This window comes from Serratia sp. AXJ-M, assembly GCF_046531865.1.
Classification (GTDB): Bacteria; Pseudomonadota; Gammaproteobacteria; order Enterobacterales; family Enterobacteriaceae; genus Serratia; species Serratia liquefaciens.
The window spans coordinates 4,391,620-4,417,786 of record NZ_CP059394.1 but is presented as its reverse complement, the minus strand read 5'-3'; the positions used below and the strand labels follow the sequence as shown (position 1 = coordinate 4,417,786).

The following is a 26,167-nucleotide window of genomic DNA, read 5'->3' as shown; positions in this document are numbered from 1 at the left end:
GTTGTCTTTCAAGTGGCGGCGCACTCGCGTCGCCACCGGCTTCAGGCTATGCTAAACTCTGCGCCCTTCTTCCGGCAACTGACCTGAAAACTATGAAACACACTGTAGACGTAATGATTTCCGAGCAGGAAGTTAAGACCCGTATTGCCGAACTTGGCCGCCAGATCACCGAACATTACCGCGACAGCGGCAGTGATATGGTGCTGGTCGGGCTGCTGCGCGGCTCCTTCATGTTCATGGCTGACCTGTGTCGCACCATCGAAGTGCCGCATGAGGTCGACTTTATGACCGCTTCCAGCTACGGCAGCGGCATGTCCACGACTCGCGACGTGAAAATCCTTAAGGATTTGGATGAAGATATCCGCGGCAAAGACGTGCTGATCGTGGAAGACATCATCGACTCCGGCAATACGCTGAACAAAGTGCGTGAAATTCTGGCGCTGCGTGGGCCGAAATCCTTGGCGATTTGCACCCTGTTGGACAAGCCTGAACGCCGTGAAGTGGAAGTGCCGGTTGAGTACGTCGGTTTCTCAATCCCGGACGAATTCGTGGTGGGTTACGGCATTGACTACGCTCAGCGCTACCGCCATTTGCCGTACGTCGGCAAAGTGGTGCTGCTGGACGAGTAAACTGCTGTGGGCGCGGCATGCCGCGCCCTATGAGCTTTAGATGCCTTTATCCTGTTGCAGCGTGGCCATGGCTTTGCGATAGCCCATTTCCAGGCTTTCGCGGCTGGTCGCAGCCACTTCCAAATCGCGCAGGCGGCCGTCCTGGATCCCGTACACCCAACCGTGAATCATCACTTTCTGGCCGCGTTTCCATGCTGATTGCATGATGGTGGAATGGCCCAGGTTGTAGACCTGCTCAATAACGTTGATTTCACACAGCACGTCGAGACGTTGTTCCGGTTCCAGTTCACCCAGCAGTGAGCTGTGTTTGTACCACAGGTCGCGAATGTGCAGCAGCCAGTTATTGATCAGCCCCAGTTCCGGGTTCTCGACCGCCGCTTCCACGCCGCCGCAGCCCAGGTGACCGCAGATAATAATATGCTCGACTTCCAGCACGTCGACGGCGTATTGCACCACCGACAGGCAGTTTAAATCGGTATGGATCACCAGGTTCGCCACGTTACGGTGAACAAACAGCTCACCCGGCTCCAATCCGGTCAGTCTTTCCGCCGGTACGCGGCTATCAGAACAACCTATCCATAAAAAACGGGGCTTTTGCGCCTGTGCTAAGCGTTCAAAAAAGTTTGGGTCTTCCTTGCTGATGTTAGCTGACCAGGTGTGGTTATTGGCGATAAGCTTTTCGATCTCTTTCATGGCGGTTATAGGCCTGTAACGAACAGATTGCGTTGGGGTAATATAGGACAAGCGTCACAATTTGGATATCGGAACAGTGGCGCCGGGCGATATTCGGCCACTTTTTATTCAATATGGCGGGATGGAACCTGAATATACCGCACGGATTTGCCTCAGTGAAAACGCTGCTGATGATAAGATCATCTTCATTACAAAAACGCAGCAGCATACTCATCGTCACAAGGTACTTTTTAACTTATGAATTATGCACTGGAATTAGCGCAGTTAACCAAGACTTACGCCGGTGGCGTCAAGGCGTTGCGCGGGATCGATCTCAATGTCGAAGCGGGGGATTTCTATGCCCTGCTGGGGCCGAACGGCGCCGGAAAATCCACGACCATCGGCATCATCAGTTCGTTGGTTAACAAAACCTCCGGCAGCGTACGGGTGTTCGGCTACGACATCGACAAAGACATCGTTAACGCCAAGCGTCAGCTCGGGCTGGTACCGCAGGAGTTCAACTTTAACCCGTTCGAAACCGTGATGCAGATTGTGGTCAATCAGGCGGGCTACTATGGCGTGACCCGCCGCGAAGCCTTGGCTCGTGCGGAAAAATACCTGACTCAGCTGGATTTGTGGGGCAAGCGCGAAGAACGCGCTCGCATGTTGTCCGGCGGCATGAAGCGCCGCTTGATGATCGCCCGGGCCTTGATGCATCAGCCAAAACTGCTGATCCTCGATGAACCGACTGCCGGGGTGGATATCGAGCTGCGTCGCTCGATGTGGGGCTTCCTGAAAGAGCTTAACGCCCAGGGCACCACCATTATTCTCACCACTCACTATCTGGAAGAAGCAGAAATGCTGTGCCGCAATATCGGCATTATCCAGAACGGTGATCTGGTAGAGAACACCTCGATGAAAGGCCTGCTGGCCAAGCTGAAGTCCGAAACCTTTATCCTCGATCTGGCGGCGAAAAGCCCGCTGCCGAAGCTGGACGGCTACCGTCATCGCCTGACAGACACCTCGACGCTGGAGGTGGAAGTGATGCGTGAGCAGGGCCTGAACGGCCTGTTTACCCAGCTCAGCGCACAGGGCGTCCAGGTCCTGAGCATGCGTAACAAGGCCAACCGGCTGGAAGAGCTGTTTGTCACCCTGGTTAACGGTAATGGAGAAAAAGCATGACGCGTTTGTATTGGGTGGCTTTGCAGAGCATTTGGGCTAAAGAGATCAACCGATTTGCCCGTATCTGGATCCAGACCCTGGTGCCGCCGGTGATCACCATGACGCTGTATTTCATCATCTTCGGCAACCTGATTGGTTCACGTATCGGCGAAATGCACGGTTTCGATTACATGCAGTTTATCGTTCCCGGCCTGATTATGATGGCGGTGATCACCAACTCGTACGCCAACGTGGCCTCGTCGTTCTTCAGCGCCAAATTCCAGCGCAATATCGAAGAACTGCTGGTGGCTCCTGTGCCGACGCACGTGGTGATTGCCGGTTACGTCGGCGGCGGCGTGGCGCGGGGTATCTGCGTCGGCGTGTTGGTGACCGTGATCTCGCTGTTCTTTGTGCCGCTGCAGGTGCATGCCTGGTGGGTGATTGTGGTCACGCTGCTACTGACGGCGATCTTGTTCTCGTTGGCGGGCCTGATTAACGCGGTGTTTGCCACCACCTTTGACGATATCAGCCTGATCCCGACCTTCGTGCTGACGCCGTTGACCTACCTGGGCGGGGTATTCTACTCGCTGACGCTGCTGCCGCCGTTCTGGCAGGCGGTGTCCAAGCTGAACCCGATCGTCTATATGATCAGCGGTTTCCGCTACGGTTTCCTGGGTATCAGCGATGTACCGTTGGCGTTCACCATGGCAGTGCTGGTGGCGTTTATCGCGGTGTTCTATCTGCTGGTCTGGTTCCTGATCGAGCGCGGCCGCGGTTTGCGCACCTGATAGTATGGCGTCCCCGGGCAGACGTACGGGGACGCGTTTATCAATCTGCGGCAAGCATCCCGTAAATCAATAAAATTGCTCGAATAACCCCTTTCTCCCCGCTGTTCAAATCGTGCTATGCTGACGCTCCACATTTTCTCCATTTTGTTATATACCCTATGAATTTCAAGTTGCAGCCAGGCGGCCAGCTCACTCATCCTCAGGTAAATCATGAGATGATCGAGTGCAGGTAACAACGCTGCAGTCTGAAATACGACGGGTATTACGTACTCGTAAGTAGAATATAACCATGCGGTCTACACACAAGATAGCGGCTGGAGTACTCGGCATCCTGTTGTCGTTTGCTTCCCCGGCCGGCCTGGCAAGTTTGTTGTCGGAAGACAGCGCCGTTAAATCCGAATATATGGAAGCGCAGCGCGACAGCGAGGTTTATTCGCTGATTGGCGAACACGTTATTCCGGTCGGCGAAGTGAAGCAGGGGCAACTGATTCAGGTGTTCCCGGCGGATGCGGAGTATTACGAGTTCAAATTCGGTCACGGCACCGGGTTTATCGATAAAGACGATGTGCGCGATCTTAAAAAATCGCGCAAGGTGAAGGACGATCTTGGCGAACTGAATAAGCCGCTGACCAACCAGAACCTGATCACTCAAAAGGCGATCAACGTCTATACCGATGCGGATAACACCAGTGATGTGTTTGGCGTGCTGGAAGAGAATCTGCGCTACCCGATTATCGGCAAGCTGAAGGATCGGCTCAACAATACCTGGTATGAGATCAACATTGGCGATCGTTTGGGTTATGTCAGTGAGCTGGACTGCGAGATCGACACTGGTATTCCGGTGCTGACCTACCATCACCTGCTGAAAAACGAAGAGAACAAGCGTTTCCGCCATACCTCGACCACCACTTCCGACGTGGCGTTCAGCAATCAGATGACCTACCTGAAGCAGGCGGGCTACGACACGATTTCCCTGTATCAGTTGGAAGCCTATCTGAACAACCAGATCAACCTGCCCGGCAAGGCCGTGGTGCTGACGTTCGATGACGGGCTGAAATCGGTCTACCGTTACGCTTACCCGGTATTGAAGAATTACGGCTTCCGCGCCACGGCGTTTATTATATCTTCACGCATCAAGCGCCACCCGCAAAAGTGGAATCCTGATTCGCTGCAGTTTATGAGCATTTCCGAACTGAAGCAGATCCAGGACGTGTTCGACGTGCAGTCGCATACGCATTTCCTGCATCGCACCGACGGCAATCGTCAACCGATCCTGCTGAGCCGTTCGCTGCACAACATAGAATTCGATTTTGAGCACTCGCGCCGCGCGCTGTCGCAGTTTAATCCGCATGTGCTGTATGTGTCATACCCGTTTGGCGGCTATAACCAACGGGCGATACAGGCGGCGAAGGATGCCGGTTTCCATATGGCGGTGACCACGGTGCAGGGCAAAGTGAAGCCGGGAGATAACCCCTATACGCTGAAGCGGTTGTACATTCTGCGTACCGACTCGATTCAGACCATGGCGGACAGAATCGCCAACAAGCCGGGAACGCTGGTGGTGCAGTAATCAGGAAGAAACGGGCGCCGACGGCGCCCGTTCAGATTATTGACAAAGGGGGATAAAAGCGTGGTTTTTCCCCCTTTGTGGTATCAGCCGAAAATCAATAAATTGATTTTCCTGATTTATTATCAAAACTGTTAGCGCCTGCCGCCAAACATTATAGGTTTGTCAGCAGTCACAACGGGCGTCGACGGCGCCCGTTGTGACTTTTAGGCGACCTGAACCGGCACGGCTTTCGCCTTGCGCTGCAGGTTATTGTCGCCTTCGAAGTAGGCCACTTTCGGATGGTGTTGACGGGCATCGGCATCGCTCATCTGCACGTAAGAACAGATGATCAGCTTGTCGCCGACGCAGGCGCAACGCGCTGCCGCCCCGTTGACCGAAATAATGCGCGAGCCGCGTTCGGCGGCGATGGCATAGGTTGAGAAACGCTGACCGTTATCAACGTTATAAATATCGATAGCTTCATATTCCAGAATGCCTGCGGCCTCCAGGAAGTCCTGATCGATGGCGCAGGAGCCTTCATAGTGCAAGTCGGCCTGAGTCACTTTCACCCGATGCAGCTTGCCTTGCAGCATAGTACGTATCATAACTTTACCTAACTGAGTATCCGCCTTCACAGGCGATTGAGGTTGAACATCCATCCGGCGTTTATCGTCACCGATAAGTCCCTCCATGTCTACTTTCAGAGGGGCTGTAACAGTGACGACTGCACAAAAAGTAGCTTACAGCGTCAGATCAACCTGCTGGTTGTCAATCAAGCGCGCCTTGCCGAGCCAGGCGGCCATCAGCACCACTGCCCGTTGGCTTTCCACGCCCAGCGGTTGCAGGCTGTCGGCGTCACGGATAAACAGTTCGTCCGGTGTGAAACCAGCGCTGCGCAACTGAGCGGCGGTGTGTTCCAGCAACTCGTCGACATGGCGTTCGCCGTTGCTGAGCTGTTCTGCCAGCGCATTCATGATCTTGCTGAGTTGAGGGGCGATTTTACGCTCTTCGGCGGTCAGGTAGCCGTTGCGTGAACTGAGCGCCAGGCCATCCTTAGCGCGTACGGTAGGCACGCCGACGATGTCGATGTCGTAACCCATGTCCGCCACCATTTTGCGGATCAACGCCAGTTGCTGATAATCCTTCTCGCCAAAACAGGCCAGGTCCGGCTGCACCAGGTTGAACAGCTTGCTGACAATGGTCGCGACGCCGCGGAAGTGGCCCGGACGGCTGGCCCCTTCCAATATGGAGGACAGGCCAGGTACGTCGACATAGGTTTGTTGCTCCAGCCCCTGAGGGTAGATATCGGCCGGCGCGGGTGCGAACACCAATTCTACGCCGCGACGGGTCAGCTTCTCGCTGTCCTCTTGCAGGGTGCGCGGGTAGCGCGCCAAATCGTCAGGGCGTTCGAACTGCATCGGGTTGACAAAAATACTGACCACCACGACATCGGCACGTGCACGTGCTTCATCGACCAGCGTCATATGGCCTTCGTGCAGGTTGCCCATGGTCGGCACCAGCGCGATGCGTTTACCCTCTTGACGCCAGCGGCGGATCTGCTGACGCAACAGAGGCAGGGTTTCGATAATTACCATTCCATAACTCCTTGATAGGCTATTTTGCTTGCCTGATTGCGATTGGGCAGTGCTCGTTCTCCTCACGTACTAGGTGTACGCTCCGGGAACTGCGCGCTGGCCGCACTCAACCAGGCGGCGCCAATCACGCCTATTTAAACCATGCCGTTAATTAAATGAGTGCTCTTCAGCGGGGTAAATTCCTTGCTCCACGTCCTGAATATAGTGTTGCACCGCCGAGCGGATATCGCCGCTTTGCGCCAGGAAGTTTTTAGCGAATTTAGGCGTGTGGCCGCCGGTGATGCCGAACGCGTCGTGCATCACCAGGATTTGGCCATCGGTGGCATTGCCGGCACCGATGCCAATCACCGGAATGGTCAGTTCTTCGGTGATCTTACGCGCCAATTCGGTTGGCACGCATTCCAGCACCAGTAGCTGCATGCCGGCCAGCTCCAGATTTTTGGCATCTTCCAGCAGTTGCTTGGCGGCAAGCTCATCACGGCCCTGCACTTTGTAGCCGCCAAACACGTTAACGGATTGCGGTGTCAGGCCAAGGTGGCCGCACACCGGCACGGCACGTTCGGTCAGCATTTTCACCGTTTCGCACAGCCAGCTGCCGCCTTCCAGCTTCACCATGTTAGCGCCGGCCTGCATCAGCTCGGCGGCATTGGCACAGGCCGATTGCGGCGTGGCGTAACTCATAAAAGGCATATCGGCCAGCAACAGACAGGCTGGGGCGCCGCGGCGGACGGCGCGAGTATGATAGGCAACGTCGGCGACGGTGACCGGCAGCGTGGAGTCGTGGCCCTGCAGCGTCATCCCCAGCGAGTCGCCTACCAGCAACACTTTAACGCCTTGCTCTTCAAACAGTTTGGCAAAGCTGGCATCGTAGGCGGTGAGGGAAGCAAACTTGCGTTGTTCCTGCTTCCACTGGCGCAAATGGGTCACGGTGGTGGGTTTCATCACTACGTCTCCTGAATAGGGCCGAGCGGTATGCACAGGGCCCTGGCTGCAAAAAAGTGCTGTCATTCTACTGTAACCCTAACGGGGTGGGTAGCGCAGATCATCATGCTTAAGAGCTTCTTAAGAACCTTGTGGTGTAATGGGCGGCAATGGCTAAAAAAGGACGCACATGCGAATTTTGCTGATAGAAGATGACAAGTTAATTGGCGACGGCATCAAGGCCGGCTTGACCAAACTTGGCTTTAATCTGGACTGGTTTACCGATGGTCTGGTGGGGAAAAACGCGCTGGAAAGCGCGCCTTACGACGCGGTTATTCTCGATCTCAGTCTGCCGGGTCTCGACGGTTTGGATCTGCTGCGACAGTGGCGGCAGGCTGGCCACGACGTGCCGGTGCTGATCCTCACCGCGCGTGATGCGTTGGAGCAGCGGGTCAGCGGCCTGCAGAGCGGCGCTGACGATTACCTGTGCAAGCCTTTTGCCCTGGCGGAAGTTGCGGCTCGCCTGCAGGCGTTGATCCGTCGTCGCCACGGCCAACTGATGCCGCAGCTGGTGCATGGCAATGTGGTATTTGACGCCGCCACCCGCAGCGTGAGCTGTAACGGTGAACCGGTCACGCTGACACCGCGCGAGCTGGCGGTGCTGGAACTGTTTTTGCACAACAAGGGGCGGGTGCTGGCGCGGCCGCTGATCCAGGAAAAATTGTACAACTGGGACGACGAGGTCAGCAGCAACGCGGTAGAAGTGCATATTCACCACCTGCGACGCAAGTTGGGCAATAGTTTTATCCGCACCATTCACGGCGTGGGTTATACCCTGGGGGATGTGCCGTGAAACATCTTAGTCTGCGGTTGCGGCTGATCCTGATCTTCAGCCTGCTGGCATTATTGACCTGGTGCTCCGCCAGTTTGGTGGCGTGGATGATGACGCGCAACAACATCAACGAAGTGTTCGATACCCAACAGATGTTGTTCGCCAAACGCCTGGCGACCGCCAATCTGGGGGATCTTTTGGCCGACGAAAATGCACGCAGCCTGCCGAAAACCAAGAAGCTGGTGCATCACGGTAAACGCGGCGAGCAGGACGACGATGCGCTGGCGTTCGCCATTTTCGACCGTAACGGCAAGATGTTGCTCAATGATGGCGAGAACGGGGCGGATTTCCTGTTTGATGGCGAGCGAGAAGGCTTTACCGATGGTGAACGCAAAGGCGATGACGATAGTTGGCGGCTGCTGTGGCTGACCAGCCCGGACGGGCGTTATCGCATCGTCGTGGGGCAGGAGTGGGACTATCGACGCGATATGGCGTTGGGCATGGTGACCGGGCAACTGGTGCCCTGGCTGGTGACGCTGCCGATCCTGATGCTGCTGATTGCCTTGATGGTCGGGCGAGAACTGAAGCCATTGCGCACGGTCGCCGCTGGACTGCGCAAGCGCGCTCCGGATGACGCCACACCGCTGGACGCGCGCCAGGTACCTACCGAAGTGCGCCCACTGGTGGATGCGCTTAACGCGCTGTTTGCCCGCATTAATGCGCTATTGGTGCGTGAGCGGCGCTTTACCTCCGATGCGGCCCATGAGCTGCGCAGCCCGCTGGCGGCGCTGCGGGTGCAGACGGAAGTGGTGCAACTGGCGGGTGATGATGAACAGATGCGCGAGCATGCGCTGGAAAACCTGACGGTGAGTATCGATCGCGCGACCCGGCTGGTGGATCAGCTGCTGACGCTTTCGCGGCTGGATTCCCTGTCTGATCTGGCCGAACTGGAAGCGGTCGACTGGGGGCAACTGGTGCCGATGACCCTGGCCGAACAGGATCGTCATGCCCATGCCGCAGGTGTCACGCTGCGCTATGAACAGCAGGGCACACCACCGCCGTTACAGGGGCAAGCGCTGCTGCTGTCGCTGCTGGTGCGCAATCTGGTGGATAACGCAGTGCGTTACACACCGGCAGGCGGCACCGTTACGGTGAAGCTTACAGAGCGGATGCTGAGGGTCGAAGACGATGGTCCGGGCGTGACGGAGGAACACCTGACAAGGCTGGGGGAACGTTTTTATCGCCCACCAGGACAGGAACAAACCGGCAGCGGGCTGGGATTATCCATAGTGCAGCGTATCGCCAGTTTGCATGGTCTGCGCGTCAGCTTTGCCAATCGGCCGGAAGGGGGATTTGTCGCGCAGGTGGTGCTGTGAGGGCGCCGTATATGAACTGCGCACGACGCTGGCGTTTACTTGGGTTTATGCCACAGTTCCATGCCGTTTTCCGGCACGCGCTTCAGGCAACTGGTCAGCGACTCGCCGTCCGGGAAAATCAGGTCAGGGGCGATTTCCGCCAGCGGGTAGAGCATGAACTCGCGTTCTTTCAGGCCGTAATGCGGCACCGTCAGGCGATCGGTATGAATAACCTGATCGCCGTACAGCATGATGTCTAAATCGAGGGAGCGTGGGCCCCAGCGCTCATCTTTGCGCACGCGGCCCTGATTGCGTTCTATCGCCTGGGTATGATCCAGCAGCTGTTCCGCGGGCAGCAAGGTATCCAGCGCCACCACCGCATTGAGAAAGTCCGGCTGGTTTTGCGGCCCCAGCGGCTTGGTACGGTAAAACGAAGAACAAAGGATCAACCGGGTGCGCGGGAGATGCTCCAGCGCTTCCAGTGCGGCCTTGACCTGTTGCAACGGGTGCGCCAGGTTACTGCCCAGCGCGATATAAACGCGGATCATTATTCCCCTTCTTTACGCGGCGTCCGACGGCGAGGGCGGCGTTGACGCGTGCGACGCGGCGCCGGATCGTCACCCAAGGTACTCAACATGTTCTTTTGGCGCGCCGGGGTGGCTTCCTGGAACTCGCCCCACCATTCGGTCAGACGCAACATCTCCTGGTTTTCTTCCACTTCGGCACGCAGCGCCAGCAGATCGTAAGCGGCGCGGAATTTCGGGTGTTCCATCAGCTTGTGCGCGCGCTTGCCCTGGCGGCGAGACAGACGGAGCTGCAACTGCCAGATATCGCGAACCAGCGTGGTAATGCGTTTCGGGATCGCCAATGAACGGCATTGCTCGTCCAGCACGTCATTCATCGCCAGTGCGAAGGCGTCGTAGTACGCCAGACCGCTTTCCTGCGCCAGTTTCTGCGCATGTTCCAGCAGCGGATACCAAAGCATAGCAGCAAACAGGAATGCCGGATTGACGCGCATGTCGTTTTGCAGACGGTAGTCGGTGTTCTTCAGCACCTGAACCAGAATACGCTCCATTGGCGTGTCATGGGTCGGGGTGAAGTGACGTGCGATCTGCGGGAACAACGGCTGGAACAGCTGGTATTCACACAGCTTCAGATAGGTTGGGTAACCGTAGCCTGCCTGCAGCAGTTTCAGCGACTCTTCAAACAGGCGTGCCGGTGGGATCTCATGCAGCAGCGAGGCCAGACGCGGGATCGGCTCGGCGGTTTCGTCACTGATGGTCATGTCCAGCTTGGCGGCAAAGCGCACTGCACGCAGCATGCGTACCGGGTCTTCGCGGTAGCGGGTTTCCGGATCGCCGATCAGACGAATCACGCCCTGCTTCAGGTCGCGCAGGCCGTCGACGTAATCACGCAGGGTGAAGTCCGCCACGCCGTAATACAGGCTGTTGATGGTGAAGTCGCGACGCTGAGCATCTTCTTCGATCGAACCGAAGATGTTGTCGCGCAGCAGCATGCCGTTTTGGGCCTGCTGGGAAGAGTTCTTGTCAGAATCCGGCGTTTGCTGTTCGTGGTGGCCACGGAAGGTGGCAACCTCGATGATTTCCGGCCCGAACATCACGTGCGCCAGGCGGAAACGGCGGCCCACCAGGCGGCAGTTACGGAACAGCTTGCGCACTTGCTCCGGCGTGGCGTTGGTGGTGATGTCGAAATCTTTCGGTTTTTTGCCCAGCAGCAGGTCACGTACACCGCCGCCGACCAGATAAGCTTCGAAGCCGGATTTATTCAGGCGGTACAGCACCTTCAGCGCGTTCTCACTGATGTCTTTACGTGAGATGGAGTGCTGATCGCGGGGGATAACGGTCATTGGGCCGGTTCCCTCTGCGGCAGGAAAAGGTGGGCGTTTACGCGGTGCCTGCCGGCGGGCAGGAGTATCTCTGCCGCGATCGGCGGAACGTTGCTGCGGCGCAGACGGCTTCGCAGCCACCGCGCTTTCTTCGCGGACTACGTTTGTATCGCTGACCGGCGCATCGTCACGCGGCAGCTTGTCATCGCGGGTTAGCACCTTACGGCAGAAATTGGCTACTCGGGTAAAAATGGTACACCTCGATAGTGTCTGAAAAAAATGGCGCTAACAAAAAATAGCGGCTAATCATAGCTCACCATGGCTCTTTTGAGAATGCTGATGTGTTTTCGTCCAGGGGAATAGCCTCCTGACGCGGCACATCATCCAGCTTCCAGTGTGCGATCGCCCAGCTCAATAATAACGGCAGGTCAAGATCTTGCCAGCTTTCCGGCACCGGTTGGCGCAGAAACTTCAGTGCGGCAACCAGCACCGGGCGCGGATCGCCTGTGGGCAGCGCGGGCGCATGGTTTTGCTTCGACAATTTGATGCCGTTGGCACCCAGCGCCAACGGCAGATGAACATAGGCGGGCACCGGCGCCTGTAACTGACGGTACAACGCAATCTGACGCACGGTAGGTTCGATCAGATCGGCGCCGCGCACGATTTCGGTCACGCCCTGAAAATGGTCATCAACCACCACCGCCAGGTTATAAGCGAACAGCCCATCGCGTCGACGGATAATAAAGTCTTCCCGCGCCAACGCCGGATCGGCCTGCAATTCACCCTGCAGGCGATCGTGAAAGGCATAAACCGGGCTGGATTGGCGCAAACGGATGGCGGCGCCCTGCGGGCCGAGATTCAAAGCACGGCAATGACCATCATAAAGACCGCCAATCTGCTGGATACGACTGCGGGTGCAGTTGCAGAAATAGCTCAGTCCCTGCTGATGCAGGTGTTCCAGAGTGGCGCGGTAAGCTTCGTGACGTTGGGATTGATAGATGACCTGGCCGTCCCAGTGGAGACCATAGTGTTCCAGAGCGGATAAGATACGATCGGCCGCACCGGCGACTTCGCGCGGGGGATCGATATCTTCAATGCGAACCAGCCATTGCCCGTGTTGGGCACGAGCCTGGAGGTAGCTTCCCAGAGCGGCAATCAGCGAACCAAAATGCAGATCCCCGGAAGGCGATGGGGCAAAGCGCCCCACATAATGTCTTTCTTGCATATCAGAGGGGAAACTTTCCCTTTTCTCTGTGCGGCGCACACTGACGCGCACGCCGCAGCGATAACAACTGTATTAGCCGGCCATCTGCTTTTCGCGGATTTCGGCCAGAGTCTTGCAGTCGATGCACAAATCGGCAGTCGGACGCGCTTCGAGGCGACGAATGCCAATCTCCACGCCGCAGGATTCGCAGTAGCCGAAATCTTCGTCTTCTACTTTTCGCAGCGTTTTCTCGATCTTTTTGATCAGTTTGCGTTCGCGATCGCGGTTACGCAGTTCAAGGCTGAATTCTTCTTCCTGAGTGGCACGGTCGGCCGGGTCAGGGAAGTTTGCTGCCTCATCCTGCATATGCGATACAGTACGGTCCACTTCATCCCTGAGCTGGTTGCGCCATGCTTCAAGAATGCGCTTGAAATGCGACAACTGGGCGTCGTTCATGTACTCTTCGCCCGGCTTCTCTTGGTACGGCTCCACCCCAGCGATGGCGAGAATGCTCAAGGACGAGGTTTTACGGGTTTGCCCTTCTTGCATGTTGCTTCTCCTACATACACACGCACTATCGAATCCCCAATGCGGGGGAAAAACAGGCCGCTATAAATACCAGATGGGGAGTAGGTTGGCAATTATTCCTGTCGCCTGCTTGACAATGGTGTGAAGGAAGGCGTATTTGGCGATGCGATAACCGGTAGTCGGATTATTTGTACCCGGTCAGCGCTAATCGATAAAAAACGGTAACTTATCGCAGAGAGATATACCGTCAGGTGATAATTTAGCCCCATAACAAACCACTTCTACGCCCAACTGCTGAACCTGTGCCAACAGTGCCGCATAACGCTCATCTATATGATGTGCCGGTGCGACCTGCTCAATACCGCTATGTAACACAGCAAAGAACAATACCGCCCGTTGCCCGTTTTCAACCACGCTTTGCAACTCACGCAAGTGTTTCTGTCCTCTGAGCGTTACCGCATCAGGAAAGTAACCACGTTGTTGTTGCAGTAATGTGACTGACTTAACTTCAATATAGCAGTTGGCTCGATTTTCTGCCTGTAATAACAAATCGATACGGCTATTTTCACTGCCATATTTTACTTCGCTGCTGATTTTACTGTAACCGGATAATTCATTGATTAGATTCTGTTCGATTGCCTCGCGTACCAGCCCATTGGCACGCAGGGTATTTACGCAGATCCAATCCCCCTGTTGGGTATGCGTCAGTTCCCAGCTGTGGGCGTATTTGCGTTTGGCATTATCCGAGGTGGAGTACCAAACGGTGTCGCCGGGAGTCGCACAGCCGGTCATGGCCCCGGTATTGGCGCAGTGCAGCGTGAAGGTTTCCCCTTCTGGCGTGACGACGTCCGCCAGAAAGCGTTTGTAACGTTTAATCAGCGTGGCATGGCGCAGGGGGGGCGTAAAAATCATGGGGTGTCCTGAGGGGCTAAGGGCCATTGTTCAAGCATCTGATAACGCGTGCGGCCGTTTTCAAAAACTGACTGGTATAAGGCGAATTCGTTGGCGCTGAAGTGCCAGCCCGGCGTTGCGGGCGGTATGGCGACCGGCTGGGTCGCGGAGCGCAGCAGGGTGATATGCGGATGAAACGGCATTGGGCTTTGGTAGCAGCCGCTGCGCGCCGCCTGCGAGCGCAGCAATTCCGCCAGTTGCAACAGCCCACGTGGTGCGCGCCGGGTGCCAAGCCAAACGACGCCGGGACGCGGCCAGTGACCGAGATCATCGAGCACCATGCTGAAACCGGGCTGACTGATGCGACCGGCCAGTTTTTTCAACGCCGTTTCTTTCTGCGCCGTGACGTCGCCGAGAAAGGCCAGCGTCAGGTGCAAATTGGCGGCCGCGACCGGCCGACCGGCTTCCGGCGTAAAGGCATCGGCACGCCAGCGGATCACCTGCTGCTGCAGCGCATCAGGCAAGGTCAGGGCGAAAAACAGGCGGCGCGAACTGGACATAGATACCCGGCAAGTAAATGAAACGCAGAGTCTAATGCTACAATGTGCGCCGTCTAATGTTAACCACTACGGAGAGTTCTGTGTCTTCACTGCCCGTCAGCGCGGTTCTTGATGAATTGCTTACTGCGCTGCAATCCGCTCCGCAGGTTCTGCTGCATGCGCCGACCGGCGCCGGTAAATCGACCTGGCTGCCATTGCAGATCCTGGCTAAAGCCGGATTGCCTGGCCGCATTATCATGCTCGAACCCCGGCGGTTGGCGGCGAAGAACGTGGCGTACCGGTTGGCGCAGCAGTTAGGGGAAGAACCCGGTCAGACCGCGGGCTACCGCATGCGCGCCGAAAGCAAAAGCGGGCCGGAGACCAAGCTGCTGGTGGTGACCGAAGGCATTCTCACCCGCATGCTGCAGCAGGATGCCGAGCTGCAGGGCGTTTCACTGGTGATCCTCGACGAATTCCACGAGCGCAGCCTGCAGGCCGATTTGGCGTTGGCGCTATTGCTGGACGTCCAACAAGGGCTGCGCGACGATCTGAAACTGCTGATCATGTCGGCGACGCTGGATAATGCCCGTTTGGCGCAGCTGTTGCCACAGGCACCGGCGGTGGTATCTGCCGGGCGCAGCTTCCCGGTAGAGCGCCAGTATCAGCCCCTGGCCAGCCACCAACGGCTGGAGGACGGCGTGGCGGCGGCGGTGAAGCGCCTGCTGTCTGAGCAAACGGGATCGCTGCTGCTGTTCCTGCCCGGCGTGGCAGAAATCAACCGGGTGCTGGAGCGGTTGAACGGTGAAGTGGCGGCCGATACCGAGCTGTGCCCACTGTACGGCGCTTTACCGCTGGCGCAGCAGCAGAAGGCGATTCAACCGGCGCCGACCGGTCGCCGTAAAGTGGTGCTGGCGACCAATATTGCCGAAACCAGTCTGACCATCGAAGGTATTCGGTTGGTGGTGGACAGTGGCTTGGAACGCGTTGCGCGTTATGACGTGCGCAATGGTCTGACGCGGCTGGTGACTCAACGTATCAGCCAGGCGTCGATGATCCAGCGCGCAGGCCGCGCCGGGCGTCTGGAACCGGGCATCTGCTGGCATCTGTTTGCCAAAGAGCAGGCTGAACGGGCGGCAGAGCACGCCGAGCCGGAAATCCTGCAAAGCGATCTCGCCGGTTTTTGGCTGGAACTGCTGCAATGGGGTTGCCATGACGTCGGGCAACTGACCTGGCTCGACCGTCCGCCGGAAACGGCGCTGACCGCCGCAAAAAGGCTATTGCAGCAGCTTGGCGCCACCGATGACGCCGATAAGCTCACGGCGCGGGGCCGACAAATGGCTGTTCTGGGCTGTGAGCCGCGTTTGGCGGCGATGCTGACCCACGGCGCAGAACTGGGGGCGGATGGGTTGGCGACGGCCGCTGCTTTGGCTGCGTTGCTGGAGGAACCCCCGCGCGGTGGGCAAATGGATATCGGCTACTGGCTGAGTCGTCCGCAGCCAAATTGGCAGCGCCGCGCCACACAGCTAGCTCGCCGTCTGCAGGTGAAAGCGGGGCGGATCGATGTCGAACTGGCACCGCGGCTGCTGGCATTGGCGTTTACCGATCGCATTGCCCAACGACGGGGGCAGGATGGCCGCTATCTGCTGGCCAATGGCATGGGCGCGGCGATGAATCAGGATGAAGCATTGTCACGTGCCCCCTGGCTTATCGTGCCAAGCCTGCTACAGGGGCACAACAGCCCCGATGCGCGTATCCTGCTCGCGTTGCCGGTGGAAATTGATGCACTGGCGGCGCAGTTGCCGGCGATGGTTTCCCAGCAAACGGCGGTGGAATGGGATGAAGAAAAGGGCACTTTACGTGCCTGGAAACGCCAGCAAATTGGTCGTCTGACGCTGCGTGCTCAACCGTTGGCCAAGCCGGCGGACGAAGAGCTGCAGCAGGCATTGATTAACTGGGTTCGCGCTCAGGGCATAGCGGTACTCAACTGGGATACCGCCGCCGAACAGCTGCGGCTGCGCTTGCAGTGTGCGCAAAACTGGTTGCCGGAGGCCGCCTGGCCGCCGGTCGACGATGAGTCGCTGTTGGCCTCGCTGGAGCAGTGGTTATTGCCGTCGCTCGGTGGCGTGCGGGACATGCGCGGATTAAAACAGGTGAATATCGCCGAGGCTTTGGCGCGGTTGCTTAACTGGCAGCAAAAACAGCGGCTGGATAATGCGCTACCCACTCATTACACTGTGCCGACCGGCAGCCGCTTGCCCATCCGTTATGATGCCGGAAAACCTCCGGCGCTGGCGGTGCGTTTACAGGAAGTGTTCGGTGAACAGCGCAGCCCGATGTTGGCCGAAGGTCGCATCCCGGTGGTGCTTGAGTTACTCTCACCGGCGCACCGGCCGTTGCAAATTACCGGCGATCTGGCGGCGTTCTGGCAGGGGGCTTACCGGGAAGTGCAAAAAGAGATGAAAGGGCGCTACCCGAAACACGTGTGGCCGGACGATCCGGCGAATACCGCCCCGACGCGGCGCACGAAAAAATATCAGTAGCCTCGTCATATTTGACGCCGCATCTGTGTTGGCTGTGTTCACTTACCCGAATCACTTACTAGAGTAAGCTCATCGGGATAAGCTCTCTCATCGCGTTACTCGGCAGAGCCTCGCCCCGTTGGGGCCAGCGCAAGCGCTGTTCAACAAAACCGTTGGTTTTGTTGTGATGCAACGCCAATTATTTAGAAGAAGAATTCAGATGTTTCTTCTGTTCAGCGGTCTGGCGCCGCGACAGATTAAGCGACTCATAATGGCCGGCAGTGCCGCCAAGTCTGGAGAACAACAGCAATGGCTGGGGATGACCGCGAGCCCATCGGGCGCAAAGGGAAACAACCAACACGCACCGCGTCGCGCAAGCCGCCGCGCCGTCGTCGAGATGACGATTACGATGATTACGAGGAAGATGAGTACCAGGATGACGATGATGATTATGAAGACGAGGAAGAACGCATGCCGCGTAAGGTAAAAGCGACTCCGCCGCGTAAAAAACGCCGTTGGCTCGGCCTGCTGATCAAACTGATTCTGGTGGTTGCCGTGCTGTTGGCGATCTATGGCGTGTACCTGGATTCGCAGATCCGCAGCCGCATTGACGGCAAGGTCTGGCAGTTGCCGGCGGCGGTTTATGGCCGCATGGTCAACCTGGAACCGGGCATGCCGTACAGCAAAAAGGAAATGGTCAATTTACTCGAGGGCATGCAATACCGCCAGGTAAGCCGCATGACGCGCCCGGGTGAGTTTACCGTGCAGGCCAACAGCATTGAGTTGCTGCGTCGTCCGTTTGATTTCCCGGACGGCAAAGAAGGGCAGATCCACGCGCGTCTGAATTTCCAGAACAACCGTCTTGCGAATATCGAGAACATGGAAAACCAGCGCAGCTTCGGCTTCTTCCGTCTCGATCCGCGTCTGATCACCATGTTGCAGTCGCCGAACGGCGAACAGCGGCTGTTCGTGCCGCGCGCCGGTTTCCCTGACCTGCTGGTGGATACGCTGATTGCCACCGAAGACCGTCACTTCTATGAGCATGACGGCATCAGTCCTTACTCCATCGGTCGTGCGGTGCTGGCTAACCTGACCGCCGGACGTGCGGTGCAGGGCGGCAGTACCCTGACGCAGCAGTTGGTAAAAAACCTGTTCCTGACCAACGAGCGTTCGCTGTGGCGTAAGGCCAATGAAGCCTACATGGCGTTGTTGGTGGATTACCGTTACAGCAAGGATCGCATCCTTGAGCTGTATCTGAACGAGGTTTATCTCGGCCAGAGCGGCAACGATCAAATTCGCGGTTTCCCGTTGGCCAGCCTGTATTACTTCGGCCGCCCGGTGGACGAACTGAGCCTGGATCAGCAGGCGCTGCTGGTGGGCATGGTCAAGGGCGCGTCACTGTATAACCCTTGGCGTAACCCGAAGCTGGCGCTGGAACGTCGTAACCTGGTGCTCAAACTGCTGCAGAACCAGGGCGTTATTGATGCTGAACTGTACGACATGCTCAGCGCTCGTCCACTGGGCGTGCAGCCGAAAGGTGGGGTGATCACACCGCAGCCGGCGTTTATGCAGATGGTGCGTCAGGAGCTGCAAGCCAAGCTGGGCGACAAGGTTAACGACTTGTCCGGGGTGAAAATCTTCACCACGCTGGATCCGGTGTCGCAAGATGCGGCGGAAAAAGCGGTTGAAGACGGCGTGCCGGCCCTGAAGGCGGCTCGTCATGTTCAGGATCTGGAAGCGGCGATGGTGATTGTCGATCGTTTCAGCGGCGAAGTTCGCGCCATGGTCGGCGGTGCCAACCCGCAGTTTGCCGGGTTTAACCGTGCCATGCAGGCGCGTCGCCTGGTCGGTTCACTGGCCAAGCCGCCGACGTATCTGACTGCGCTGTCTGAGCCGGACAAATATCGTCTGAACACCTGGCTGGCGGATCAGCCGCTGACGCTGAAATTGTCGAACGGCACCGTCTGGCAGCCAAACAACTATGACCGCAAGTTCCGCGGGCAGGTGATGCTGGTGGATGGCCTTGCCTTTTCACTCAACGTACCGACGGTAAACCTGGGTATGTCGGTTGGCCTGGATCAGGTCAGCGCAACGCTGCAGCGTTTGGGCATTCCGAAAGCTGAAATCAATCCGGTGCCTTCGATGCTGCTCGGCGCGATTGGCCTGACGCCGATGGAAGTGGCGCAGGAATACCAGACCATTGCCGGTGGCGGTAACCGTGCTCCGCTGTCAGCGGTGCGTTCGGTGATTGCTGAAGACGGCTCAGTGCTGTACCAGAGCTTCCCGCAGGCGGAACGCGTGGTACCGGCACAGGCGGCTTACCTGACGCTGTATGCGATGCAGCAGGGCGTAGCGCGCGGGACTTCCCGCTCATTGTCGGTGAAATTCCCCAACTACAATCTGGCGGCGAAAACCGGTACCACCAACGACCTGCGCGACAGCTGGTTTGCCGGTATCGACGGTAAAGAAGTGGCTATCGCCTGGGTAGGACGCGATAACAACGGCCCAGCCAAGCTGACCGGTGCCAACGGTGCGCTGACGCTGTATCGCCGCTATCTGGAAAACCAGACGCCGCTGCCGCTGATGCTGCAACCGCCGGAAGGTATCAACCAGATGACTATCGACGGCAGCGGTAACTTCGTCTGTGGCGGCGGTGGGCGTACCATTCCGGTATGGACCGATAATCCGCAAGGGTTGTGCCAGGCGACTCAGGCCGCTCAGCAGCAGCAACAAGAGCAGCAGCAACAGCCAGCGGGCGAACAAAAAGATGCTGACGGCGTTGCCGGCTGGATCAAGGACATGTTCGGCAAGTAAGCGACCTTGCATGTCACCGCTCAGGTGAAAAGTTTTTCTTTATTATTAAGCCCGTAACTTCCCGTTGCGGGCTTTTTTATTTCTCTGCGCAGTTTATTTCCACCTGCTTGATGTGGCTAAGCGGTTAATCGCACACCAATTTACCGGCTGAATTCGACTTGCAGTTTAATTTAGCTTCTGCATAAAATGCCGCGATTATAATAATTATTATCGTTTACATTCGTTATCAAATAATTCATCAGAGAAACCACCTATGTCGACCAAGCGTCTTCCTTCCGCGGCCAAGCAGAGCCGTTCTCACGTCAGTGGGTTAGCGATGACTATCGCTGCCGCCCTTGGCACGCTGGCTATGCCGGCATTTTCCGCCGATACCAAGTCCGCCGCCAAGGAAGAGACCCTTACCGTGGTGGGCAGCAGCCAATCGCAGCAGGAAAACGCCTGGGGACCGGTAGGGACCTACGCGGCCAAACACAGTGCCACCGGTACCAAAACCGACACGCCGATTGAAAAGACTCCGCAGTCGGTTTCCGTCGTGACGCGTGAAGAGATGGATATGCGCCAGCCGGATACGGTAAAAGGCGCACTGGCTTATACGCCGGGCGTAATGGTGGGCAACCGCGGCGCCTCTACCGCTTATGATGCCGTAAATATTCGTGGTTTCAGTTCGGTAGGTACCAACATGTACCTGGATGGGCTGAAGCTGCAGGACGATAACTATTCCATTTACCAAATTGACCCTTACTTCCTGGAACGTGCGGAAGTGTTGCGCGGTCCTTCGTCGGTGCTTTATGGCAAGAGCAACCCGGGCGGGGTTGTCGCCTTGGTCAGTAAGCGGCCGACCACGGAAACCCTGCGTGAAGTTCAGTTTAAAATGGGTACCGACAATCTGTTCCAGACCGGCTTCGACTTTGGCGGGGCATTGGATGATGACGGCATTTATTCCTATCGCTTGACCGGTCTGGCGCGAGATGAAGATCAGCAGCAGGTCGGTGAGAAGAGCAAACGCTATGCGATTGCGCCTTCTTTCAGCTGGCGGCCGGATGATCGTACGTCACTGACATTCCTCAGCAGTTTCCAGGATGACCCAAGCGTGGGCTTCTATGGCTGGCTGCCGAAAGAGGGGACGGTACAAAATGGGATTAACGGCAAGTTGCCAACCAGTTTCAACGACGGTGAGCCAGGTTATAACAACATCTCGCGTAAGCAACAGATGGTGGGATACGCCTTTGAGCATGGCTTTGATGATGTGTGGACCCTGCGTCAAAACCTGCGTTATTCCAAGATGGACGTGGACTACCGTTCTATCTATGGCCAGGGCATCAGCGCGACCAATCCTGCAGAGTTGACGCGTGGGGTGATGAACTCGAAAGAGCATTTGTCGAGTTTTGCAGTGGACACTCAGGCGCAGGCAAAGTTTGCGACGGCAGCGGTTGATCACACCTTGCTGATGGGGGTGGACTACATGCGTATGCGTAACGACGTCGTTTATCAGTATGGCAGTGCTTCTAGCCTTAATGTGGTGGCGCCGCAGTACGGCAATCAAAGCTATACCATTACCGGCGGCGCCAGTCAGGTTAACCGCCAAGAGCAGACCGGGCTTTACGTGCAGGATCAGGCCGAGTGGAACAACTGGGTACTAACCATGGGCGGGCGTTATGACTGGAGTGACACCAACAGCACCAACCGCCTGAAACAGAATTTGGTATCAAAACAGAAGGACAACGAGTTCACCGGCCGCGCGGGTTTGAACTATGTATTTGAAAACGGTATTGCGCCCTATGTCAGCTACAGTGAATCCTTTGAACCTACTTCAGGGACTGACTTTAGTGGCAATACCTTCGCCGCTTCCAAAGGCAAGCAGTATGAAGCCGGGGTGAAGTTTGCACCTAAAGATCGCCCAATTACTGCCAGCATTGCGATTTATCAGCTGACCAAAACCAACAATAAGGTGGCGGATCCCGATCCGGATCACTCGTTTGCTAGCGTGCTAGGAGGGGAGATCCGCTCCCGCGGGGTAGAGCTGGAAGGCAAAGCCGCACTGACGGCCAACGTCAACCTGCTGGGGTCTTATACCTACACGGATGCCGAGTACACCAAGGACACCACGCTACAGGGCAATACCCCGGCGGCGATTCCAAAACATATGGCTTCAGTGTGGGCGGATTACACCTTCCATGAAACCGCACTCAGCGGGTTGACCCTGGGCTCCGGCGTTCGCTATGTCGGTTCCAGCTATGGTGATGAAGCCAACACCTTTAAAGTAAAGGACTATACGGTTGTAGATGCGGCGATAAAATACGATTTGGCGCGTTTCAATCTGCCAGGCTCCTCGATTGGCATCAACGTGAACAACCTGTTTGATAAAGAATACGTCTCCAGCTGCTTTGCCACCTATGGCTGCTACTGGGGCGCTGAACGTCAGGTGGTCGCCACCGCAACCTTCCGCTTCTAATCGGATTACCGGGGCGGCGCCATGTCGCCCCGGACAGAGTAGGACCTATGCAGGATAAACACCTCAATCACGACGCCACCTTTACCCTGGACAGCGCCAGCTTTGCCGTTCCCGGCCGCGTGCTGCTACAACCCTTGTCGTTGACCTTTCCCGTGGGGAAAGTCTGCGGGCTGATCGGCCACAACGGCTCCGGCAAATCGACCTTGCTGAAAATTCTCGGTCGCCACCAAAATCCAACCGCCGGTACGGCGCGGCTTAACCAGCAGTTGCTTAGCCAATGGGACAGCAAGGCCTTCGCACGTCAGGTCGCTTATCTCCCTCAACAATTGCCCGCCGCGGAAGGGATGACGGTGCGCGAACTGGTGGCGATTGGCCGCTACCCCTGGCACGGCGCCTTGGGCCGCTTTGGCGTTAACGATCGCCAACAGGTGGAAGAGGCGATTGCGCTGGTGGGGCTGAAGCCGTTTGCCAACCGCCTGGTCGATAGCCTGTCCGGCGGCGAGCGTCAACGCGCCTGGCTGGCGATGATGGTGGCGCAAGACAGCCGCTGCCTGTTGCTGGACGAGCCGACTTCGGCGCTGGATATTGCCCATCAGGTTGAGGTACTGGCTTTGATCCAACGTCTGAGCCATGAGCGTGGCCTGACGGTGATTGCGGTGCTGCATGACATCAATATGGCCGCACGCTACTGCGACCATCTGGTGGCGTTGCGCGGCGGCGAGATGATTGCCCAGGGCACCCCGCTGGAGTTGATGCAGGGTGACGTGCTGGAGCAAATCTACGGTATTCCTATGGGTACGCTGCCGCATCCAAGCGGCGGCGCGCCGGTGAGTTTTGTCTACTGATGCCTGATTCTTCTGATTTTCATCATGATGCCGTTCGCCGTCGCCTGCTGACGGCCATGGCGCTGTCGCCCCTGCTGTTTTCCTTGCCGAGCCAGGCGGCGGCAACGCCACCCGATCTTGCGCGTATTGTGGCGCTGGAGTGGTTGCCTGTCGAGCTGCTGCTGGCGCTGGGGATCACGCCGCTGGCCGTCGCGGATATCCACAACTACAACCTGTGGGTAGAAGAGCCGAAAATGCCGGCGTCGGTGATCGACGTCGGTCAACGCACCGAACCGAATCTGGAATTGCTGCAGCAGCTGCGGCCCTCGCTGTTGCTGCTGTCGCAGGGATACGGGCCGACGCCGCAAAAGCTGGCCCCTATCGGCCCGACCATGAGCTTCGGCTTCAATGACGGCAGCGGCAAACCGCTGACGGTGGGCCGGAAGTCGTTAGTGCAACTGGCGCAGCGGCTGGGCCTTGAGGCACGGGCAGAGCAACACCTGATCCAGTTCGACCGATTTATCCAGGATGCGCGTCAGCGGCTGCAGTCTTACAGCCGACAGCCGCTGCTGCTGTTTTCCCTGCTGGACACGCGCCATGCGCTGGTCATTGGCCAGAAAAGCCTGTTCCAGGAGGTGATGGACCAGCTTGGGATCCAAAATGCCTGGGAGGGGGAAACCAATTTCTGGGGTACGGCGGTAGTGGGCATTGAGCGCCTGACGGCGGTAAAAAATGCGCGCGCGATTTATCTCGATCACGGCAATCAGGCCATGATGGAAAAAGTCAGTTCTACCCCACTGTGGCAGGCATTGCCGTTTGTCAGGCAGAACCAATTGCGTCAGGTGCCGGCTGTGTGGTTTTACGGCGCGACGCTGTCAGCGATGCGTTTTTGCCATCTGCTGGAGCAGGTGCAGGAGAGTTATTCATGAGCGCACGCATTCGCGCATTACCGCTGACATTGCTGCTGTTACTGTTGGCGGCGGCGGGCGGCCTGACGATCTACAATCTGCTGCAACAGCTGCCCTGGGCACTGTGGGGACAGGCGCTGAGCGCGCCGAACATCGACGATGTGCGCCAAATGCTGTTCCACTACAGCCTGTTGCCACGGCTGTCGGTGTCTCTGTTGGCCGGTGCCGGCTTGGGGCTGGTTGGCGTACTGTTCCAGCAGGTGCTGCGCAATCCGCTGGCGGAACCGGCGACGCTCGGCGTGTCAGCTGGGGCGCAGCTTGGGCTGACTATTGCCACTTTGTGGATGTTGCCGGGCGGTGAGATGACCCGGCAACTGGCGGCAATGGCTGGCGCCATCCTGGTCGGCGGGCTGGTGTTCGGCGTGGCCTGGGGCAAACGTATGTCCCCGGTGACGCTGATCCTGGCCGGGCTGGTGCTGGGGCTGTATTGCGGGGCGGTCAACAGTCTGCTGGCACTGTTCAACTACGATCAACTGCAGGGTCTGTTCCTGTGGAGCACCGGTGCGTTAAACCAGCAGGACTGGAGCACCGCGCAGTTTATCCTGCCGCGCCTGCTGATTGCCGGGGTGTTGGCTGTGCTGCTGTTGCGCCCGCTGACCTTGCTGGGGCTGGACGATGGCGTTGCGCGCAATCTGGGTTTAGGGTTGTCGATGGCGCGTTTTTGCGCGCTGGCGGTGGCGATAATTTTCAGTGCGATGTTGGTGAATGCGGTAGGCGTCATTGGCTTTATTGGCCTGTTTGCACCGCTGATGGCAAAAATGCTGGGCGCGCGCCGTCTGGCGCATCGCATGATGCTGGCGCCGTTGCTGGGGGCGCTGCTGCTGTGGTTGACCGACCAGGTGATGATCTGGTTGACGCAGGTCTGGCGTGAGATCCCGACCGGGGCGGCAACGGCGCTGTTTGGTGCTCCGCTGTTGCTGTGGTTGTTGCCGCGGTTGCGCAGTGCCGCTACGCCGCCACCAATGAACCTGGGTGACAGGGTACCTGCCGAACGCGGTCATCTGTGGGGGTGGGCAGCACTGGCAGCGACGGTGTTGCTGGCCGGCATTGTCGTGGCATTGATGTTTGGTCAGAACGCCACAGGCTGGCACTGGAGCCAGGGCGCAGAGCTGGAGTCATTGATGCCGTGGCGCTGGCCACGCGTGCTGTCAGCGCTGGCTGCGGGCATGATGCTGGCGGTGGCGGGGACCTTGATCCAAAAGCTGACCGGCAACCCGATGGCCAGCCCGGAAGTGCTGGGTATCAGCTCCGGCGCGGCCTTTGGCGTGGTGGTCATGCTGTTTATCGTGCCGGGGGATGCCTTTGTCTGGCTGCTGCCGGCCGGCAGCCTGGGGGCAGCGGCGACGCTATTGGTGATTATGATCGCCGCCGGGCGCGGTGGTTTTTCCACCGAACGCATGCTGCTGGCCGGTATTGCGCTCAGCACGGCCTTTACCACCACTATTTTCCTGCTGCTGGCAAGCGGCGATCCGCGTATGGGCGGGTTGCTGACCTGGATTTCAGGTTCCACCTACTCGGTGACGCCGGAACAGGCGGTACGTACGGCGGCCATTGCTGCGCTGCTGATCGCGTTGGCGCCATTGTGTCGCCGCTGGCTCAGTATTCTGCCTTTGGGCAGTGCCACGGCCCGTTCGGTGGGGATTGCGCTGACGCCGGTGCGAGTGGTCATTCTGCTGCTGGCTGCTACGCTGACGGCGATGGCGACGTTGACCGTGGGGCCGTTGAGCTTTATCGGCCTGATGGCGCCGCATATGGCACGTATGCTGGGCTTCCGCCGTGCGTTACCGCAGATGGTGATAGCTGCGCTGTTGGGGGGCTTGCTGATGGTGTTTGCCGACTGGTGTGGCCGCATGGTGATGTTCCCGTACCAGATCCCTGCCGGGCTGTTGGCCACCTTTATCGGGGCGCCGTATTTCGTTTATTTGCTGCGTAAGCAAACTTCGTAACCGACGTCCTTCCTGCCGTTTCTATCCTCCAAGGCTCAGCATCGCTGGGCCTTTATTTTTTCGTCTTTTCATACCATTGTAAAGCTTTGCGTGCGGCTGCGCAGTACGGGTATTCAGTGTGGAAAGAGGGCTGA

22 protein-coding genes are annotated in these 26,167 nt (G+C 57.7%); 12 read left to right on the top strand and 10 right to left on the bottom strand.

The window, feature by feature from the left end; translation table 11 throughout:
• The first annotated feature begins 92 nt into the window (after positions 1 to 92).
• Entirely contained in the window at positions 93 to 629 is a 537-nt protein-coding gene (gene hpt, locus H0S68_RS20665; protein WP_071827054.1) for a hypoxanthine phosphoribosyltransferase, read from the top strand.
• A gap of 36 nt (positions 630 to 665) precedes the next feature.
• Here hpt and can read toward each other — a convergent pair whose 3' ends face one another.
• Positions 666 to 1,322: a carbonate dehydratase gene (gene can, locus H0S68_RS20660; RefSeq protein ID WP_012146699.1), complete on the bottom strand. Its 657-nt coding sequence runs from the start codon at positions 1,320 to 1,322 to the stop codon at positions 666 to 668.
• Between the two features lie 237 nt (positions 1,323 to 1,559).
• Here can and H0S68_RS20655 point away from each other — a divergent pair, with 237 nt between their 5' ends.
• The 3 genes from H0S68_RS20655 to H0S68_RS20645 all read left to right on the top strand — a co-directional run bounded on the left by H0S68_RS20655 (position 1,560) and on the right by H0S68_RS20645 (position 4,820).
• Positions 1,560 to 2,483: an ABC transporter ATP-binding protein gene (locus H0S68_RS20655; RefSeq protein ID WP_020828573.1), complete on the top strand. Its 924-nt coding sequence runs from the start codon at positions 1,560 to 1,562 to the stop codon at positions 2,481 to 2,483.
• Positions 2,480 to 3,250, top strand: a complete 771-nt coding sequence (locus tag H0S68_RS20650; protein WP_020828572.1) for an ABC transporter permease — start codon at positions 2,480 to 2,482, stop codon at positions 3,248 to 3,250. Before H0S68_RS20655 ends, H0S68_RS20650 begins: the two co-directional genes overlap by 4 nt.
• Before the next feature lie 289 nt (positions 3,251 to 3,539).
• Positions 3,540 to 4,820 carry a polysaccharide deacetylase family protein gene (locus H0S68_RS20645; protein ID WP_046372656.1) on the top strand — a complete coding sequence of 427 codons (1,281 nt, stop codon included), beginning with the start codon at positions 3,540 to 3,542 and terminating at the stop codon, positions 4,818 to 4,820.
• 203 nt (positions 4,821 to 5,023) lie between these two features.
• Here H0S68_RS20645 and panD read toward each other — a convergent pair whose 3' ends face one another.
• The 3 genes from panD to panB form a co-directional block, all read right to left on the bottom strand.
• Positions 5,024 to 5,404 carry an aspartate 1-decarboxylase gene (panD, locus tag H0S68_RS20640; protein ID WP_037416822.1) on the bottom strand — a complete coding sequence of 127 codons (381 nt, stop codon included), beginning with the start codon at positions 5,402 to 5,404 and terminating at the stop codon, positions 5,024 to 5,026.
• 135 nt (positions 5,405 to 5,539) lie between these two features.
• A complete protein-coding gene (panC, locus tag H0S68_RS20635) occupies positions 5,540 to 6,394 on the bottom strand; it encodes a pantoate--beta-alanine ligase (RefSeq protein ID WP_048760036.1) in 855 nt (284 codons plus the stop codon).
• A gap of 147 nt (positions 6,395 to 6,541) precedes the next feature.
• Positions 6,542 to 7,336, bottom strand: coding sequence for a 3-methyl-2-oxobutanoate hydroxymethyltransferase (panB, locus tag H0S68_RS20630; protein ID WP_020828568.1), 795 nt, complete (start codon positions 7,334 to 7,336; stop codon positions 6,542 to 6,544).
• A 169-nt stretch (positions 7,337 to 7,505) separates the two neighbouring features.
• On the opposite strand from panB, the gene qseB reads away from it, so the two are divergent.
• Together qseB and qseC are read left to right on the top strand one after the other, a co-directional pair.
• Positions 7,506 to 8,168 (top strand): quorum sensing response regulator transcription factor QseB, encoded by a 663-nt coding sequence (gene qseB / locus H0S68_RS20625; protein WP_020828567.1) that lies wholly within the window; start codon positions 7,506 to 7,508, stop codon positions 8,166 to 8,168.
• A complete protein-coding gene (qseC, locus tag H0S68_RS20620) occupies positions 8,165 to 9,523 on the top strand; it encodes a quorum sensing histidine kinase QseC (protein ID WP_128865423.1) in 1,359 nt (452 codons plus the stop codon). Before qseB ends, qseC begins: the two co-directional genes overlap by 4 nt.
• A 35-nt stretch (positions 9,524 to 9,558) precedes the next feature.
• Here qseC and folK read toward each other — a convergent pair whose 3' ends face one another.
• From folK to thpR, 6 genes are all read right to left on the bottom strand, one after another.
• A complete protein-coding gene (folK, locus tag H0S68_RS20615; RefSeq protein WP_020828566.1) occupies positions 9,559 to 10,050 on the bottom strand; it encodes a 2-amino-4-hydroxy-6-hydroxymethyldihydropteridine diphosphokinase in 492 nt (163 codons plus the stop codon).
• Entirely contained in the window at positions 10,050 to 11,600 is a 1,551-nt protein-coding gene (gene pcnB, locus H0S68_RS20610; RefSeq protein ID WP_071844533.1) for a polynucleotide adenylyltransferase PcnB, read from the bottom strand. The genes folK and pcnB overlap by 1 nt, the downstream gene beginning before the upstream one ends.
• A 61-nt stretch (positions 11,601 to 11,661) precedes the next feature.
• Positions 11,662 to 12,573 carry a tRNA glutamyl-Q(34) synthetase GluQRS gene (gene gluQRS, locus H0S68_RS20605; protein ID WP_259218530.1) on the bottom strand — a complete coding sequence of 304 codons (912 nt, stop codon included), beginning with the start codon at positions 12,571 to 12,573 and terminating at the stop codon, positions 11,662 to 11,664.
• Positions 12,574 to 12,645: 72 nt separating this feature from the next.
• Positions 12,646 to 13,101 (bottom strand): RNA polymerase-binding protein DksA, encoded by a 456-nt coding sequence (gene dksA / locus H0S68_RS20600; RefSeq protein ID WP_020828563.1) that lies wholly within the window; start codon positions 13,099 to 13,101, stop codon positions 12,646 to 12,648.
• Positions 13,102 to 13,284: 183 nt separating this feature from the next.
• The gene (gene sfsA, locus H0S68_RS20595) at positions 13,285 to 13,992 is read right to left on the bottom strand and encodes a DNA/RNA nuclease SfsA (RefSeq protein WP_115058047.1); all 708 of its coding nucleotides are present in this window, start codon (positions 13,990 to 13,992) and stop codon (positions 13,285 to 13,287) included.
• The gene (gene thpR / locus H0S68_RS20590) at positions 13,989 to 14,531 is read right to left on the bottom strand and encodes an RNA 2',3'-cyclic phosphodiesterase (protein ID WP_020828561.1); all 543 of its coding nucleotides are present in this window, start codon (positions 14,529 to 14,531) and stop codon (positions 13,989 to 13,991) included. The genes sfsA and thpR overlap by 4 nt, the downstream gene beginning before the upstream one ends.
• Before the next feature lie 56 nt (positions 14,532 to 14,587).
• Between thpR and hrpB the strand changes: the two genes are divergently transcribed.
• From hrpB to fhuB, 6 genes are all read left to right on the top strand, one after another.
• Complete coding sequence (gene hrpB, locus H0S68_RS20585) at positions 14,588 to 17,050, top strand: ATP-dependent helicase HrpB (RefSeq protein WP_242506320.1); 2,463 nt, start codon at positions 14,588 to 14,590, stop codon at positions 17,048 to 17,050.
• A gap of 288 nt (positions 17,051 to 17,338) precedes the next feature.
• Entirely contained in the window at positions 17,339 to 19,843 is a 2,505-nt protein-coding gene (gene mrcB / locus H0S68_RS20580) for a bifunctional glycosyl transferase/transpeptidase (protein ID WP_217331562.1), read from the top strand.
• Positions 19,844 to 20,096: 253 nt separating this feature from the next.
• On the top strand, positions 20,097 to 22,295 hold the full coding sequence (fhuA, locus tag H0S68_RS20575; protein WP_116691766.1) for a ferrichrome porin FhuA: 2,199 nt from the start codon (positions 20,097 to 20,099) through the stop codon (positions 22,293 to 22,295).
• A gap of 47 nt (positions 22,296 to 22,342) precedes the next feature.
• Positions 22,343 to 23,140: a Fe3+-hydroxamate ABC transporter ATP-binding protein FhuC gene (fhuC, locus tag H0S68_RS20570; protein ID WP_046372664.1), complete on the top strand. Its 798-nt coding sequence runs from the start codon at positions 22,343 to 22,345 to the stop codon at positions 23,138 to 23,140.
• On the top strand, positions 23,140 to 24,048 hold the full coding sequence (gene fhuD, locus H0S68_RS20565) for a Fe(3+)-hydroxamate ABC transporter substrate-binding protein FhuD (RefSeq protein ID WP_128865421.1): 909 nt from the start codon (positions 23,140 to 23,142) through the stop codon (positions 24,046 to 24,048). The genes fhuC and fhuD overlap by 1 nt, the downstream gene beginning before the upstream one ends.
• Positions 24,045 to 26,033 carry a Fe(3+)-hydroxamate ABC transporter permease FhuB gene (fhuB, locus tag H0S68_RS20560; protein WP_410528995.1) on the top strand — a complete coding sequence of 663 codons (1,989 nt, stop codon included), beginning with the start codon at positions 24,045 to 24,047 and terminating at the stop codon, positions 26,031 to 26,033. The genes fhuD and fhuB overlap by 4 nt, the downstream gene beginning before the upstream one ends.
• The last annotated feature ends 134 nt before the right edge of the window (positions 26,034 to 26,167 follow it).